The 14,176-nt window shown below is 69.7% G+C and carries 12 protein-coding genes and 1 riboswitch; of the genes, 5 read left to right on the plus strand and 7 right to left on the minus strand.

Going from position 1 to position 14,176, the window contains the following annotated elements:
* Nucleotides 1-11 precede the first annotated feature (11 nt).
* On the minus strand, nucleotides 12-758 hold the full coding sequence (locus FFT10_RS28385) for a hypothetical protein (protein WP_228027226.1): 747 nt from the start codon (nucleotides 756-758) through the stop codon (nucleotides 12-14).
* A 72-nt stretch (nucleotides 759-830) separates the two neighbouring features.
* Nucleotides 831-1,553 carry an alpha/beta fold hydrolase gene (locus FFT10_RS21510; protein WP_137734931.1) on the minus strand — a complete coding sequence of 241 codons (723 nt, stop codon included), beginning with the start codon at nucleotides 1,551-1,553 and terminating at the stop codon, nucleotides 831-833.
* A 124-nt stretch (nucleotides 1,554-1,677) separates the two neighbouring features.
* Between FFT10_RS21510 and FFT10_RS21515 the strand changes: the two genes are divergently transcribed.
* Nucleotides 1,678-2,634, plus strand: coding sequence for a CysB family HTH-type transcriptional regulator (locus FFT10_RS21515; protein ID WP_137734932.1), 957 nt, complete (start codon nucleotides 1,678-1,680; stop codon nucleotides 2,632-2,634).
* A 27-nt stretch (nucleotides 2,635-2,661) separates the two neighbouring features.
* Here the strand turns inward: FFT10_RS21515 and FFT10_RS21520 are convergent, their stop codons facing one another.
* Nucleotides 2,662-3,708 (minus strand): transglycosylase SLT domain-containing protein, encoded by a 1,047-nt coding sequence (locus tag FFT10_RS21520; protein ID WP_137734933.1) that lies wholly within the window; start codon nucleotides 3,706-3,708, stop codon nucleotides 2,662-2,664.
* Nucleotides 3,709-3,918: 210 nt separating this feature from the next.
* On the opposite strand from FFT10_RS21520, the gene FFT10_RS21525 reads away from it, so the two are divergent.
* Nucleotides 3,919-5,211 carry an O-acetylhomoserine aminocarboxypropyltransferase/cysteine synthase family protein gene (locus FFT10_RS21525; RefSeq protein WP_137734934.1) on the plus strand — a complete coding sequence of 431 codons (1,293 nt, stop codon included), beginning with the start codon at nucleotides 3,919-3,921 and terminating at the stop codon, nucleotides 5,209-5,211.
* Nucleotides 5,212-5,290: 79 nt separating this feature from the next.
* Here FFT10_RS21525 and FFT10_RS21530 read toward each other — a convergent pair whose 3' ends face one another.
* Both FFT10_RS21530 and FFT10_RS21535 read right to left on the minus strand, forming a co-directional pair.
* Nucleotides 5,291-5,977: a PEP-CTERM sorting domain-containing protein gene (locus FFT10_RS21530; protein ID WP_137734935.1), complete on the minus strand. Its 687-nt coding sequence runs from the start codon at nucleotides 5,975-5,977 to the stop codon at nucleotides 5,291-5,293.
* Nucleotides 5,978-6,173: 196 nt separating this feature from the next.
* Nucleotides 6,174-7,886: a S8 family serine peptidase gene (locus FFT10_RS21535; protein ID WP_228027227.1), complete on the minus strand. Its 1,713-nt coding sequence runs from the start codon at nucleotides 7,884-7,886 to the stop codon at nucleotides 6,174-6,176.
* A gap of 206 nt (nucleotides 7,887-8,092) precedes the next feature.
* Nucleotides 8,093-8,179, minus strand: a riboswitch (cyclic di-GMP riboswitch).
* Between the two features lie 569 nt (nucleotides 8,180-8,748).
* Between FFT10_RS21535 and FFT10_RS21540 the strand changes: the two genes are divergently transcribed.
* From FFT10_RS21540 to FFT10_RS21550, 3 genes are all read left to right on the plus strand, one after another.
* On the plus strand, nucleotides 8,749-9,201 hold the full coding sequence (locus FFT10_RS21540; protein WP_137734936.1) for a fasciclin domain-containing protein: 453 nt from the start codon (nucleotides 8,749-8,751) through the stop codon (nucleotides 9,199-9,201).
* 89 nt (nucleotides 9,202-9,290) lie between these two features.
* On the plus strand, nucleotides 9,291-9,950 hold the full coding sequence (locus tag FFT10_RS21545; protein ID WP_137734937.1) for a histidine phosphatase family protein: 660 nt from the start codon (nucleotides 9,291-9,293) through the stop codon (nucleotides 9,948-9,950).
* Nucleotides 9,951-10,199: 249 nt separating this feature from the next.
* Complete coding sequence (locus FFT10_RS21550; protein ID WP_162520876.1) at nucleotides 10,200-11,201, plus strand: GGDEF domain-containing protein; 1,002 nt, start codon at nucleotides 10,200-10,202, stop codon at nucleotides 11,199-11,201.
* Nucleotides 11,202-11,222: 21 nt separating this feature from the next.
* Here FFT10_RS21550 and FFT10_RS21555 read toward each other — a convergent pair whose 3' ends face one another.
* Entirely contained in the window at nucleotides 11,223-12,563 is a 1,341-nt protein-coding gene (locus FFT10_RS21555) for a tetratricopeptide repeat protein (protein WP_137734939.1), read from the minus strand.
* The gene (locus FFT10_RS21560; RefSeq protein ID WP_137734940.1) at nucleotides 12,560-14,053 is read right to left on the minus strand and encodes an ABC transporter substrate-binding protein; all 1,494 of its coding nucleotides are present in this window, start codon (nucleotides 14,051-14,053) and stop codon (nucleotides 12,560-12,562) included. The genes FFT10_RS21555 and FFT10_RS21560 overlap by 4 nt, the downstream gene beginning before the upstream one ends.
* Nucleotides 14,054-14,176: the final 123 nt, after the last annotated feature.

Raw genomic sequence — 14,176 nt, forward strand, 5'->3', positions numbered from 1 at the left:
CCGGCGCGCCGTCAGGCCTGCATGAACTTGGCCAGCCGGATGTTGGTGATCCAGCCTGCCAGGCGCTGGCTGGCGGTGCCGTCGGCGGTGACGAAGATGTCCTGGCAGCCGGACACCGCCTCCATGCGGGACTTGGCGGTGTCCAGGCTGTCGGTCGGGCTCACCAGCACGAAGCCGCGGTTCGGGCCCAGGGCCTTGCGGTGGTCGTCGGCATCCAGCAGCTGCTGCAGCGTGTGCGTCTGGCGCTGCTGGTTGTCGGTCGACAGGTATTTGTCGACCGTGCTGCCGTGCAGGATGAACAGCGGCCGCCCGTCGGCATCGAGCACCGGCAGCCGGCTGACCTCGCCGGTGAACTTGGCCTTCAGCGCCGTCAGCAGCCACTGCGCCTCGCCCTCGGCGGCGGTGAGCTGGATGCTGGTGGTCTGCGACGCCGGCCGCATCACCGCAGACACCGGCTGCGAGGCGCGTTCGTCTGGCGACAGCCGGTCGACCAGCGACTTCACCCGCTCGTTGGCGGCCTCGAAGTTCTCGCGTCCGAAGTAGAACGCCAGGACGGTGCCAACCCAGGACGAGAACACCGCCAGGGTGGTGTTGAAGACCTGCATCGCGTCCTTCGCGTCGCCTCTGGCGACGGCCACCACGCCCAGCAGCACCACGGCCATGCCGGAGACCGCCAGCACGGTCTTGGCCAGTTGGTTGCGCAGCTGGGCCGTCGCGTCGTCGCCGCTCGGGTTGCTCTTGGGATCCGTTGTTGACATGGCATGCCCTCCTCACCGCGCAGGTTAGGCATGGACACCGTCGGGCACAACAGCGGCCGCCGCCGCGGGTCATCAGGCTTGAGGGTCGGCGGCCGTCGGCAACTGCCCCAGCCAGTCCAACAGCAGCCTGGTGACGGCCTCGGGCTGTTCCCAGGTGAGCATGTGCCCACATTCCGGCAGCAGCTGCAGCTGCGCGCCGGGGATGCCGGCGGCGATCTCGCGGCTGCACTCGGGCGGGGTCAGCAGGTCGTCGGCGCCACCCACCACCAGCGTCGGGCAGGTGATGCGGCCCAGCGTGGGCCGGCTGTCGGCGCGGGCCATCACCGCGCGGTTCTGCCGCACCAGGCTGGGGATGCCGGCGCGCAGCACCATCGCGATGTAGTCTTCCACCAGCCGGGCCTGGTGGTTGCGGTGGAAGGCGAACAGCGCATTGGCGCGCAGCAGGGCTTCAGCGCGTCCGGCCTCGAACTCGGCGATGGCGTTGGTGCGCAGCGTGACCAGCTCGGGTGTGTCGGGCCGGGCGGTGGTGCCCAGCAATGCCAGGCCACGCACCCGGGCGGGCGCCTGGCGGGCCACTTCCATCGCCAGCATGCCGCCCAGCGAGCAGCCGGCCAGCAGCAGATCGCCAGGCTGCTCGGCCAGCAGCAGCGCGGCCATGGCTGGCAGGCTGTCGGCGCGGCCGTGCACGTCGGCCACCACCACCGGGCCCGGTGCGGCGGCTTCCAGGGGGGCTTGCTGGTGGCGCCACAGCCCGGCATCGCAGGCCATGCCGGGCAGCAGGATCAGGGAGGTCATGCGGCCAGTCTGCCAGAGCGGATGGGCCGGCTCATGCGCGGGCCGCATTTGCCTGGAATGAAAACGTCGATCGCCGCTGTGAACAGGCTTTGATAATCCGTTTTTTGCATAAGCGACCGCGCCCATGAACTTCCAGCAACTGCGCTCGGTGCGCGAGGCGGTGCGCCAGGGCTTCAACCTCACCGAGGTGGCCGCGGCGCTGCACACCTCGCAGCCCGGGGTGAGCCGCCAGATCCGCGAACTGGAGGATGAGCTGGGCATCGAACTCTTCGTGCGCGCCGGCAAGCGCCTGACCGGCCTGACGCCGCCCGGCGAGACGGTGCTGCCCATCATCGAACGCCTGTTGCAGGAAGCCGGCAACCTGCAGCGCGCCGGGGCCGACTTCGCCTGCAGCGGCCAGGGTGCGCTGCGCATCGCGGCCACGCATTCACAGGCCCGCTATGCGCTGCCCGCCGCCGTGCGGGATTTCCGGCTGCAGCACCCGCAGGTGCAGCTGAACCTGCACCAGGGCTCGCCGCAGCAGGTGGCGCGCCTGCTGCTGGACGGCGAGGCCGACATCGGCATCGCCACCGAGGCCCTGGCCCAGTATCCCGAGCTGCTGGCCCTGCCTTGCTACCGCTGGACCCACAGCGTGGTGGTGCCGCCCGACCATGTGCTGGCGCAGGAGGCCGATGCCGGCCGGCCGCTGAGCCTGCAGCGCCTGGCCGCGTTTCCGCTGATCACCTACGAGGCCGGCTACACCGGCCGCGCCCACATCGACGAGGCCTTCGGCAAGGCCGCGCTGCAGCCGCAGATCGTGCTGGAGGCGATGGACGCCGACGTGATCAAGACCTATGTGGAGCTGGGCATGGGCGTGGGCATCGTCGCGGCCATCGCGCTGGACGAGCAGCGCGACGCGCACCTGCGCGCCATCGACGCCCGCCACCTGTTCGCCGCCAACATGACGCGCCTGGCCATCCGCCGCGGCAGCTACCTGCGCGACTATGTCTATGCCTTCATCAGCACCTTCGCCGCGCCGCTGACGCGGGAGCGGGTGCAGCGCGCGCTGGCCGCCGCGCCGGGGGACGACTTCGAGCTGTGACGGGGTGCGCGGGCGGCCGGCCGCCGCTCAGCGCCGCACCACCGGCGCCGCGCCGGCCACCCGCATCAGCGGCAGCGCAGGCGACGGGGCGGTGACGCTGGCATCGAACGGGTGCACCACCCGGTTCACCTGCGCCAGCACCTTGCGCACGTAGTTCAGCGTCTCGGCATAGGGCGGCACGCCGCGGTAGCGGTTCACCGCGCCCTCGCCGGCGTTGTAGGCCGCGGCCACCAGCACCACATTGCCCTGGTAGTAGGCCATCAGCCAGCGCAGGTAGGCCATGCCGCCGCGGATGTTCTGCGCCGGATCGAGGATGTTGCGCACCTTGAAGCGCGCCGCGGTGTCGGGGATCAGCTGCATCAGCCCCTGGGCGTTCTTCGGTGACACCGCATTCGGGTTGAAGTTGCTCTCGGTGTTGATGATGGCCAGCACCAGCTGCGGGCTCAAGTTGAACTCCGGTGCCACCAGCTTGACGAAGTTGACGATGGGCTCGGGCGCGTTGGCCGGCAGCGGCTCGGGCGGCGGCGGGGCCGGGCGCTGCGGCTGGCGGGCGGCCAGCTGCACCGGCGGTGCCGGCGGCGTGGGCGCCTGCACCGCCATCGGCTGCAGGCAGGGTGGAGGCTCGCCGCGTGGCGTGCCCAGCGACTGCATCATGCGCTGCGCCTGCGGCATGCCCTGCTCGGCCGCGGCCAGGAACAGGTGCGCGGCCTGGGCATCGTCGCGCTCGATGCCGCGGCCATTGGTCAGCATCCAGGCCAGGCTGAACTGGGCCTCGGCGTCGCCATGCTGGGACGCCTGGCAATACAGCGTGGCCGCCCGCGCCGGATCGCGTGGCATGCCGTTTTCGCCATGCTCCAGTGCTTGTGCCTCCTCGCGCCAGCGAAGCACCTGCGACGGCACCACCTGGCTCAGCGGGGGCTTCGGCGCCACCAGCGGCGCCGGCAGCGCCTGCAGGCCGGCGGCCAGCTGGCTGTCCAGGTTGCCGGTCTGCGCCGCGGCCGGCGCGGCGGCGGCCACGGCCAGCACCAGCAGGGCTTGCTGGAGCAGCGCGGTGCAGCGGAGGCGGACAGGCATGGGCATGGCAGGGCGGGACTGTAGCCCGCGGCGCTGGCGCCGGTCAGCCCCCCACCCCCCTGTCCGCGGGCATGACCGGCGGCTGCGGCGACGCGGGCGCGACATCCGTCACCGATCGATCTGCGAATTCCGCAGATCGGTCTGGCGGGCCGCCGCTCCTACACTCGTCCGCCGGCCTTGGCCGACCCCTCACAGCACAGGAGACATTCCATGCCCCGCGACACCAGCCAATGGCGCTTCGAGACCCAGTCGGTGCATGCCGGCTACGAGCCGGACCCGACCACCCACGCGGTGGCCGTGCCGATCTACCAGACGGTGGCCTACAGCTTCGACAGCGCCCAGCACGGCGCCGACCTGTTCGACCTGAAGGTGGCCGGCAACATCTACAGCCGCATCATGAATCCCACCAACGGCGTGCTGGAGGCCCGGGTGGCGGCGCTGGAAGGCGGCATCGGCGCGCTGGCGCTGGCCTCGGGCCAGGCGGCGGTCACCTATGCCATCCAGACGATTGCCGAGGCCGGCGACAACATCGTCAGCGCCAGCACGCTGTACGGCGGCACCTACAACCTGTTCGCCCACACGCTGCCGCAGTTCGGCATCAGCACCCGGTTTGCCGACGGCCGCAACCCGGCGAGCTTCGAGCCGCTGATCGATGCGCGCACCAAGGCGGTGTACGTGGAGAGCCTGGGCAACCCGTCGGGCGACGTGACCGACATCGCGGCCATCGCGGCGATTGCCCACCGCCACGGCGTGCCGCTGATCGTCGACAACACCGTGCCCAGCCCCTACCTGTGCCGGCCGATCGAGCACGGCGCCGACATCGTGGTGCACAGCCTCACCAAGTACCTGGGCGGCCACGGCACCAGCATCGGCGGGGCCATCGTCGACTCGGGCAAGTTCCCCTGGGCGCAGCATCCGGAGCGCTTCAAGCGGCTGAATGAGCCCGACGTCAGCTACCACGGCGTGGTCTACACCCAGGCGCTGGGCGCGGCGGCCTACATCGGCCGGGCACGGGTGGTGCCGCTGCGCAACATGGGCGCGGCGCTGTCGCCGTTCAACGCCTTCCTGATCCTGCAGGGCATCGAGACCCTGGCGCTGCGCATGGACCGCATCTGCGCCAACACGCTGGCGGTGGCGCGCTTCCTGGAGAAGCACCCCAAGGTGGGCTGGGTCAACTACGCCGGGCTGCCCAGCCACCCCGACCATGCGCTGGTGCAGCGCCAGATGGGCGGCCAGGCCTCGGGCCTGATGACCTTCGGGGTGAAGAGCGGCCGCGCCGGCGGCGAGCGCTTCCTGGATGCGCTTCAGCTGTTCACCCGCCTGGTCAACATCGGCGACGCCAAGAGTCTGGCCACCCACCCGGCCAGCACCACCCACCGCCAGCTGTCACCCGAGGAACTGGCCAAGACCGGCGTGGGCGAGGACACCGTGCGGCTGTGCGTGGGCATCGAGCACATCGACGACCTGCTGGCCGACCTGGAGCAGGCGCTGGCGGCGGTGTGAAGGCAGGGCGGCGCATGGCTGCCCGCCCAAACGACAACAACCCGCCGAGGCGGGTTGTTATTCGTTGACCTGAGGCTGATCAGGCCTTGCGGCGGCGGCGCGTCGCCACACCCAGCATGGCCAGCGACATGCCGACCAATGCCAGGCTGGCAGGCTCAGGAACGGTCACCGGCGGATCGACCGGGTCCTGGTAGATCATGTCCTTGGACAGCAGGTCGCCGACCTTCGGGTAGCTGCAGGTGACTTTCGGATTGGACTTCGGCCCCGTCGTCTTGCACTCCTCCTCGCCCGTCAGTTGCAGCTTCAGGTGCGGGGCCATGGCTGCATCGGTCGTGTTCAGGTTCAGCACGGCACCGGTGATGTCCACCGTGAAGAGCATGTCGTTGGTGAGCAGCAGGGGCGGGGCGCTTTCGAAGCAGATCGCCCCGTCCGGCGCGCCGTTGACCGAGCAGCCCTGGGCGTTCAGCTCCCCTTCGACAGCGCTCCAGGTGCCTGCCGGCGCCGACGTCAAAGTCGCAGAGACGGTCGCCGACGAGAACGACACGCCCAGGCCCTTGAACCCCAGTGCGCCGATTCGCGTGGCAGGACCCCAATCGCCGGTGGCGTCCAGCATGTTCACCATCCGCAGCGTGAACGTGTCGCTGTCGAGCTCGGTGAACGTGAAGTTCACGCCCTGGGACGCGTACGTGAAGATGGCGCCTGCCGACGCCGACACACTGCCCAGCAACGCGAGGCAAGCTGCTGCGATGCGGATGGTTTTTTTCATGCTGACCCTTGTTCAAAACATCGAGGTCAAGCGATATCGGCCTCGTTACATGCGTCAAGCAATCCGCGTGCCATTCGCATAACCGTTTGATTTTGAAAAAGTTTTCGGACGCGACGACCTCGGGTGACAGCCATGTGTCAGTTTTTTCGACATGTCACCGGGCTGCCGCACCGCGTTGCCGACGGCGCCAGCCGCTTCAGCGGCTGACTGTCACGGACGTCTTCATGCTGTTGCCGGCAGCGTCCGTGGCCACCGCCGTGATGGTGTGGCTGCCCGTTGCCAGCTTTCGGGTGTTCCAGCTGTAGCTGAGGGCGCCGCCAGTGGCTGTGGCGACCTGCTGGCCATTGATCAGCAGGGACTGCCGGATGCCGGCGCTGCCGCTGTTGTCGGAGGCGGCGGTCGAGATGCCCACAGTCCCGGACACCTTGCTCCCCGCGGTCGGGTTCTTGATGGTCAGTGCGGGCGGCGACGTGTCCGCGACGAGGTTGTTGGCGACGTTGACCGCCACGGCCACCGAGGTCTTGGCGTTGCCCGCCGCGTCGTAGGCCACGGCGACCAGGTTCGCGGTGCCGTTGGGCAGCCTGGTCGTGTCCCACGAGAACGCATGCGGCGCTGCGCTGTCCGTCGCCAGCTTGACCCCGTTGACCAGCAGGTCGACCGCCACGACGCCCACGTTGTCGCTTGCAGCCACATCCACGGTGGCCAAGCCGCTGACCGTGCTGGATCCGACGGGTGCGGCGATGCCCACGGTGGGGGCCTGGGTGTCGGCGGTCGACACGTGGGCCTGCGCGGCCGCCACGGCGCGGCTGGCATCCACCCGTCCGTTGCCGAAGTAGGTGTCCTTGCCGGCCGCGCCGATGTCGACGGCCGTCGTCAGCAGGATGCGTTCGATGTCGCTGCTCTTGAGGTCCGGGCGTGCGCCCATCGCCAGCGCTGCCACGCCGGCTGCGACCGGCGATGCAATCGACGTGCCGGACGCTGTGCCGTAGCCACCGCCGCGGTTGGTGGTGTAGACGCCCACGCCGGGCGCTGCCAGCGACACATAGGTGCCGAAGCTTGACCAGCTGGCCTTCAAGTCATTTTTGTCGGTGGCGGACACCGGAATCAGCGCCGTCGTTGGTGTGAATCCCAGGTCGGTGCCGGAGTTGCCTGCAGCCACAAACACCAGGCCGCCCTTGTCCTTCATGTACTGCGCCGCGCTCACCACGGCGGCGCGGGATGGCATGTTGGCGAAGCTGATGTTGGCGACGCGGACACCGCGGTCGGCGGCGTAGGTCAGGCCACTGGCAATCATGCTGGTGTAGCCGGCGCCAGTGGTGTCGGTCACGCGGATGGGCATGATGTTGGCTTGCCCGGCGACCGATGCCACGCCGATGCCGTTGTTGGCCGCAGCGGCGACGCTGCCCGCCACCTGCGTGCCGTGCCCGTACACGTCGGACGTGTTGGCGTTGTTGTCGTAGAAGTTCCAGCCGGGGACCAGGCGCGACGACAGGTCAGGATGTGCCGCGTCCACGCCGGAGTCCAGCACAGCGACCGTGATGCCGCCGCCGAGTGAGGTGTCCCAGGCCGTGCTGGCGTTGATCTTGGCCAAGTGCCAGGCACTGCCCGCATAGGGATCATTCACCGCAAACGCTGCCGGCACCTTGTAGTCGAGCTCCGCGAACTTGAAGTGCGGGTTCCTGGCCAGGATGGCCGCCGTGGCCACTTCCGACTGCGCCGGCGGCAGGGTGATGACGAACAGGTTGCTGGCGCCCAGCCTGCGGGCGGCGCCCCCGTGTGGTTTCACGATCGCGCCGAGCTGGGCGTCGGACAGGCCTGCGCGTGCCTGGACGATCACCCGGCCCTTGGCCCATTCATCCGGGCCTGCGTGGGCGTGGCCCTGGGCGCAGAGTCCGAGGGCGATGGCCAAGGCCAGTCGGCCAGGCCGCAAGCGCCCGCTCGCCATGCGCTGGGGGGCACCTGCGGCGGCGCCCTGGGGGCGGGGACTGGTTTGCATTGACGACACCTCTTGCATGGAGGAGCGTCCGCCCTGGACGGCGCGACTGCGCAAACATTGTCATCCCGCACACGGCCGGGCATGCCACGGTGGCACCGTGTCGGTGCCACCCCGGTTGGTCTGGCAGTCCTGCCGTCATGGGGCTGGCGCCCGTTAGACCGTTGACTTTGCGTCCCGCGCTTTCGCGCGGTTTGCCCTTTGCAGAAACCGAACGTTTCCTTCAATGCCCCTGGTGGAAGGCGTTGCGGGGTGGGCACGGCGACCGACACCATGCACCGCACGGCCCCGCTGTCGCACAACCCACCCTCACCCTGCGGGACTGGTGGCTTGCACCCCTGTCCTCTGTTCGACGGCCACTCCAGGCACTGACACCATCATTGTCGGCACCCGTCGGGCAGCGGCGACCACCATCCGCAACAAGTTGTAACCGAAGCGGCGGCCGATCGCGCAGCCAGCGCCGGGCGGGTTGGCCGCAGCGACGGCGGCTCCATGCGGAAACAGCAGGTTTTGTCGGATTTGCAATCACTCACAGTTTTGGTGCGGTGGCACCGTGTCCGCGTGTCGGCCGCCACCCAGGAGCAGCGCGCGGGCGACCTGCTGCAGTGCTGTCTGCAGGCGTCCATCAGCCTCTGCTTGAAGCCGTTCTGCCCTGGCTTCACATACTATTCGGTCTACCAATTGAACTTGCTCGTAAATTTATTGAACTCATCGGTCTACATTGCATCCCAGTCAGTTCAACCCCGCCTGGCATCAGGCACTTTCTGGAGATCCACCGATGAAGAAGCTGCTGATCGTTTCCGCCCTGAGCCTGGCCGCGCTGGGCGCACAAGCCAAGGACATCGTCGACACCGCCGTCGGTGCCGGCAACTTCAAGACCCTGGCCACCGCGCTGACCGCCGCCGGCCTGATCGACACCTTGAAGGGCAAGGGCCCGTTCACCGTGTTCGCGCCCACCGATGCCGCCTTTGCCAAGATCCCGAAGGCCGACCTGGACAAGCTGCTGGCCGACAAGGCCAAGCTGACCGCCGTGCTGACCTACCACGTGGTGCCCGGCAAGGTGATGGCCAAGGACGTGAAGGCCGGCAAGGTCAAGACGGTGCAGGGCGGTGAGATCACCGTGGCCACCACCGGTGGTGTGACGGTGGACGGCGCCAAGGTCTCGGCCACCGACATCGTGGCCGACAACGGCGTGATCCACGTCATCGACAGCGTCATCATGCCGAAGTGATGACTGCGGGGCGGGGCGGCGCAGAGATGCGCCGCCTTGGCCCGTGTTTTGCAACAGGCGCGTCATCGCACCACCCCGACAATGCAGCCATGACCGAATTGATCGTCATTCGCCATGGCGAAACGGATTGGAACCGCCAGCACCGCTTTCAGGGCCAGATCGATGTGCCGCTGAACGATGTCGGGCTGGCACAGGCCGACCGGCTGGGGCAACGCCTGGCTGGTGAGGCCATCGACGTGCTGGTGTGCAGCGACCTGCAGCGCGCCCGCCGCACCGCTGCGCCGCTGCACCTGCCGCGCGGCCTCGTGCCGGTGATCGACCCGCTTTGGCGCGAGCAGAGCTTCGGCGTGCTCGAGGGCCTGGACGTGCCCACCATCCGCAGCCGCCATCCCGATCTGTGGAACCAGTGGGTGCGCCACGAGGCCGACTACGCGCTGCCCCAGGGCGGCGAGAGCAACACCGCCTTCCAGGCCCGGGTGTTGCAGGCGCTGCAGGCTGTGGTGGCCGCACACGCCGGCCGGCGCGTGGCGGTGGTCACCCACGGTGGCGTGCTCGACATGCTGTGGCGCACGGCGCAGGGCCTGCCACTGCGCGGCCCGCGCGAGTGCGAGATTCCCAACACCGGCATCAACCGGTTGCGCTGGACGGGCAGCCAACTGCAGATCCTGCGCTGGGCCGAGGCCGACCACCTGGCCGGCCTGCCTGCGCAGCCCAGCACCGCCCAGGTCAGCGTGCCCGACGAGGCCTGACCCGTTCTGGCGCCTCTCGTGCGTCCTGGCAAGACTCCACGGTTCGACCCGGATCGAGTCGCCGCACGGTTGGCTCGTACTCCGCAAATGATAAAAATGTTGGCGCGTCAGGCATTGGCGCTTCAGCGGACGCGACTCCACCCCTGTGTGCGCGTTTGCCCCGGATGAGGACATGGCATGGGGATTCGAGAGTGGCTCCGCCCGGACATCGCGTCCCCGGAAACTTCGGCATGGCAGGCGTTGTCAGGCGTGGCGGAGGCCCTGGTCGTCTGTGCCGGCGCGGTGCTCGACATCGACGACGAGCAGCAACTGCTCCAACACTACTGTGACCAGCTGACTGAACTGGTGCCCAGCCTGCGGCTGGCCTGGATCTGGTTCGGCGATCCCGACACCCGCATGATCGTGCCGCAGGTGCGCGCCGGTGCGGCACGTGCCTATGCCGAGCACCTGTGCATCCCGCGCACGCGGCTGACCGAGCGCGGGCCGGCCTACCGCGCCCTGCAAGGCCAGCGCAGCGAGCCCTACCGCATCTCCGCCACGTCGCTGTTCGGGCCCTGGCGGGAGATGGCGCGGCAGCATGCCATGCAGGAGGTGCTGGTCCTGCCGCTGCAGTCCTCGGTGGACGCGCAGCGTGGCGTGCTGGCGCTGTATGCCGATGTGCCGGGCTACTTCGAGCGCATCGGCCTGCCGCTTTTCGAGGCCATGGCGGGGCTGTTCAGCAGCGCGCTGTCGCGGGCGGCGCGCCACAAGGCGCTGGAGAACGCGGTGATGGTCGACGCACTGACCGGCCTGAAGAACCGCCATGCGGTGCCGGTGCTGCAGCGCCAGCTCCTGCGCGCAGACGACGATGCTGCCCCCGCGGCCTTGCTGCTGCTGGACATCGACCACTTCAAGTCGATCAACGATGTGCACGGCCATGCCGTCGGCGACCAGGTGCTGGGCGCCATCGGCCAGACCCTGCGCCTGCATGTGCGCAGCGGTGACCTGGTGCTGCGCTGGGGCGGCGAGGAGTTCCTGCTGGGCCTGCCCGGCGCCAGCGCCGACGCGGCCTGGGCGGTGGCGGAGTCGCTGCGGCAGCAGGTCGCCGCCGTCCGCCATGTGCAGGCCGACGGCCAGCTGTTCAACGTGACCGTGTCGATCGGCGTGGCCAGCCTGCTGCCCGCCGAGAGCCTGGACCAGGCCGTGCAGCGCGCCGATGGCGCGCTGTATGCCGCCAAGCGCGGCGGCCGCAACCGCAGCGTGCTGGCCTGAGGCGCGGGACCGGCGCGGCAGCTAGTGGGCCAGCGCCGGCAACCCCAGCGCCGCGTACACACCGTGCAGCCGGCGCTTCAGCCGCTGGCTCTGCGGCTGGGCATTGGCCCGCGGCTGCAGCAGGTTCTGGACGGCGGCCAGGTGGCCGGCACGCGTCAGCGCGTCGATGTGCAGCTGCTCGAACAGGTCGCGCTGCGCATGGCTGCCGCCGATCAGCGCCAGCCGCGGCAGGGCGGTGGTGAGGCCATCCGCCGCGGCTGACCACTGGCCGCGCGCATGGGCGAGCAGGCCGCGGGCTGCCGGCACCGCCACCTGCTGCCAGGCGGCGCGCTGGGCCGCCGGCGCCAGCGGCGCATGGGCCTCGATGGCGGCCAGCAGGGCATCCGCCTCGGGTCGGCCGGCGCGGGCCAGGCCGTAGAGGTATTGCAGGTCGAGGAAGGGCTGCACCTGGTCATGCACCCGGCCGGTCAGGTGGCTGGCCAGGGCATCCCAGCGGTCGCCCACGGCCACGCCGGCCAGCTCCAGCCGGGCCAGCAGCGAGACCGCACCCACCTGGTCCTGCGAGTAGCTGGTGTCCACGCCCCACACCTGCCGGTCGTACAGCGCCAGCGCCGCGGCATCGTCGCCCAGCTCGATGTGGAACAGCGCCAGGTGCCACCACAGGTGGCAGCGCATGAAGCTGGTCAGGCCCTGCCAGGGCGCGCTGACCTGGTGCAGCAGGTAGGCGCCCTCGGCGACGCGGCCGTCGGTCAGCATCACATGGGCCAGCGCATGCTGGGCCCAGGGCTCGCTGGGCTGCATGGCCAGGGCGCGCCGTGCGGCGGCCTCGGCCAGGTCGAGCCGGTGGCACTGTTCCCAGCCGAAGGCGGCCAGGCCGTGCACCGCGGCCACCTCGGGCGCGGCGTCCACCGCCGGCAGGGCCAGCTTCAGCAGCGTGGGCGCATCGCCCAGGTTGAAGGCGTGGTACTGGCCCAGCTTGATGGCGGCCAGGTCGCGCGGGTGGTCATGTGCCAGCGCGGCATGCAGCGCCAGCGCGCCACCGATGTCGCCATCCACCCAGCGGGCCACGGCCTCGGCCAGGCGGCGCTCCCGGTCGGTGGCCGGCAGGTTGGCGGCGCGGGCACGGGCCAGGTGGGCGCGGGCCTTGGGCGGGCCGGCGGGAGATTCGCTGAACATCCACAGCACGGCGGCCCAGGTCTGCACGACCAGGCTGTCGTCCACCTCGGCCGCCGGCAGCACCGCCAGGATGCTGGGCGTGTAGCCCAGGAAGCCGTGGATGAAGCCGTTGACCGCCGCCGCGCTGGCGTCGTGCTGCAGCGTCAGCGGATGGCCGAAGGGGTCGGTGGCCGTCGGCACGGTCATCCCCAGCTGAGTGCCGACAGGTCGTTGGCCGAGATCGGCATGTCCTTCCACACGCCCTTCAGGCGCGCTGCGGCCACGGTGATGGCGGTGGGCTGGTACAGGTAGGCCAGCACCGCGTCATCGGCCACCAGGCGCTGGGCCTCGGCCAGCAGGGCATGGCGCTGCTTGATGTCGGCGGTGCTGTTGATCTTGTCCCACAGTGCGTTGAACTTGGGGTTTTCGTAGTTCCAGTAGTAGCCCGGCCGCGCGAAGTTGCCGAAGTCCAGCGGCTCGACATGGCTGATGATGGTCAGGTCGTAGCTCTTCTGGCCGTACACGCCGGACAGCCACTGCGCCCATTCCACGTTCTCCTGCTTGGCCACGATGCCCACCTTGGCCAGCATCGCGGCGATCACCTCGCCGCCCTGGCGGGCATAGGGCGCGGGCGGCAGCTTCAGGCTCAGCTCCAGCGGCGTGGTCACGCCGGCCTCCTTCAGCAACGCGCGGGCGCGGTCGGGGTTGAAGGCGTTGACCGCGGTCAGGTCCACATAGCCCGGCGCGCCGGGCACGTAAAAGCTGCCGATGGGCGCGCCGAAGCCGTTGGCCACACCATCGATCACCTGCTTGCGGTCAATCGCCATGGCGATGGCCCGGCGCACCCGCACGTCATCCAGCGGCTTCTTCTTGTTGTTGATCGCCACCACCGTCTTGGCGCGCGTGCCGCCCACCAGCACCTGGAAGCGCTTGTCGGCGCGGAACTGCGCCAGGTTGCGCGCGGCTGACACCCGCGGGAACAGATCCACATCGCCCGCCAGCAGGGCCGCCACCTGGGCCGCCGCATCGCTGATGAAGCGGATGGTGACGCGGCGCAGCGCGATGGACTTCACATCCCGGTGGCCATCCCAGCGGCTGAGCACCAGGTTGTTGCCCTTGGCCCAGCTGTCGAGCTTGAACGGCCCGGTGCCCACCGGCTGGGTGTTGTTGGTGGCCGCGCTCCTGGGCTCGACGATGGACGCGGTGGCCTGGCCGATCTGGAACAGGAAGTCGGGGTTGGTGTTCTTGAGGGTGATGACGATGGTGAGGTCATCGGTCGCCCGCATGTTGACGATGTTGGCGAACACCGCCTTGTCCTTGTTGGTGCTGTCGGGTGCCACCGCGCGCTCGAACGCGTACTTCACCGTGGCGGCGTTGAAGGGCTCGCCGTTGTGGAACTTGACGCCCGGGCGCAGCGTGAAGGCCCAGGTCTTGTTGTCGGGCGTCACCGTCCAGCTGGTGGCCAGCAGCGGGGCGATGGTGCTGTCCGACCGGATCTTGGTGAGCGTCTCCAGCACGTTGTACTGCACCACCTCGGCGATGGCCGATGCGGCGCCAGCGGTCGGGTCCAGGCCCGGCGGCTCCAGCGTCATCGCCAGCACCAGGCTGTCCTTCTTCGACTGGGACCAGGCGGCAGGCGCCAGTCCGGTCAGCGTGGCGGCGGCGGTGGCAGTCAGGGCGGTGCGGCGGCGGATCATCCAGGGCTCCCAGGCGATTGAACAAGCGGCTACAGGCCGCCCGGGTTGGATGGTAGCGGCGGCGCCTGGTTCAGTGCCGGCGCCGCATCCAGGCTGCGGGACCGGCCGGACCGCCAGCCGGGG

The sequence above is a fragment of the Pseudaquabacterium pictum genome (genome assembly GCF_005403045.1).
Taxonomy (GTDB): domain Bacteria; phylum Pseudomonadota; class Gammaproteobacteria; order Burkholderiales; family Burkholderiaceae_C; genus Pseudaquabacterium; species Pseudaquabacterium pictum.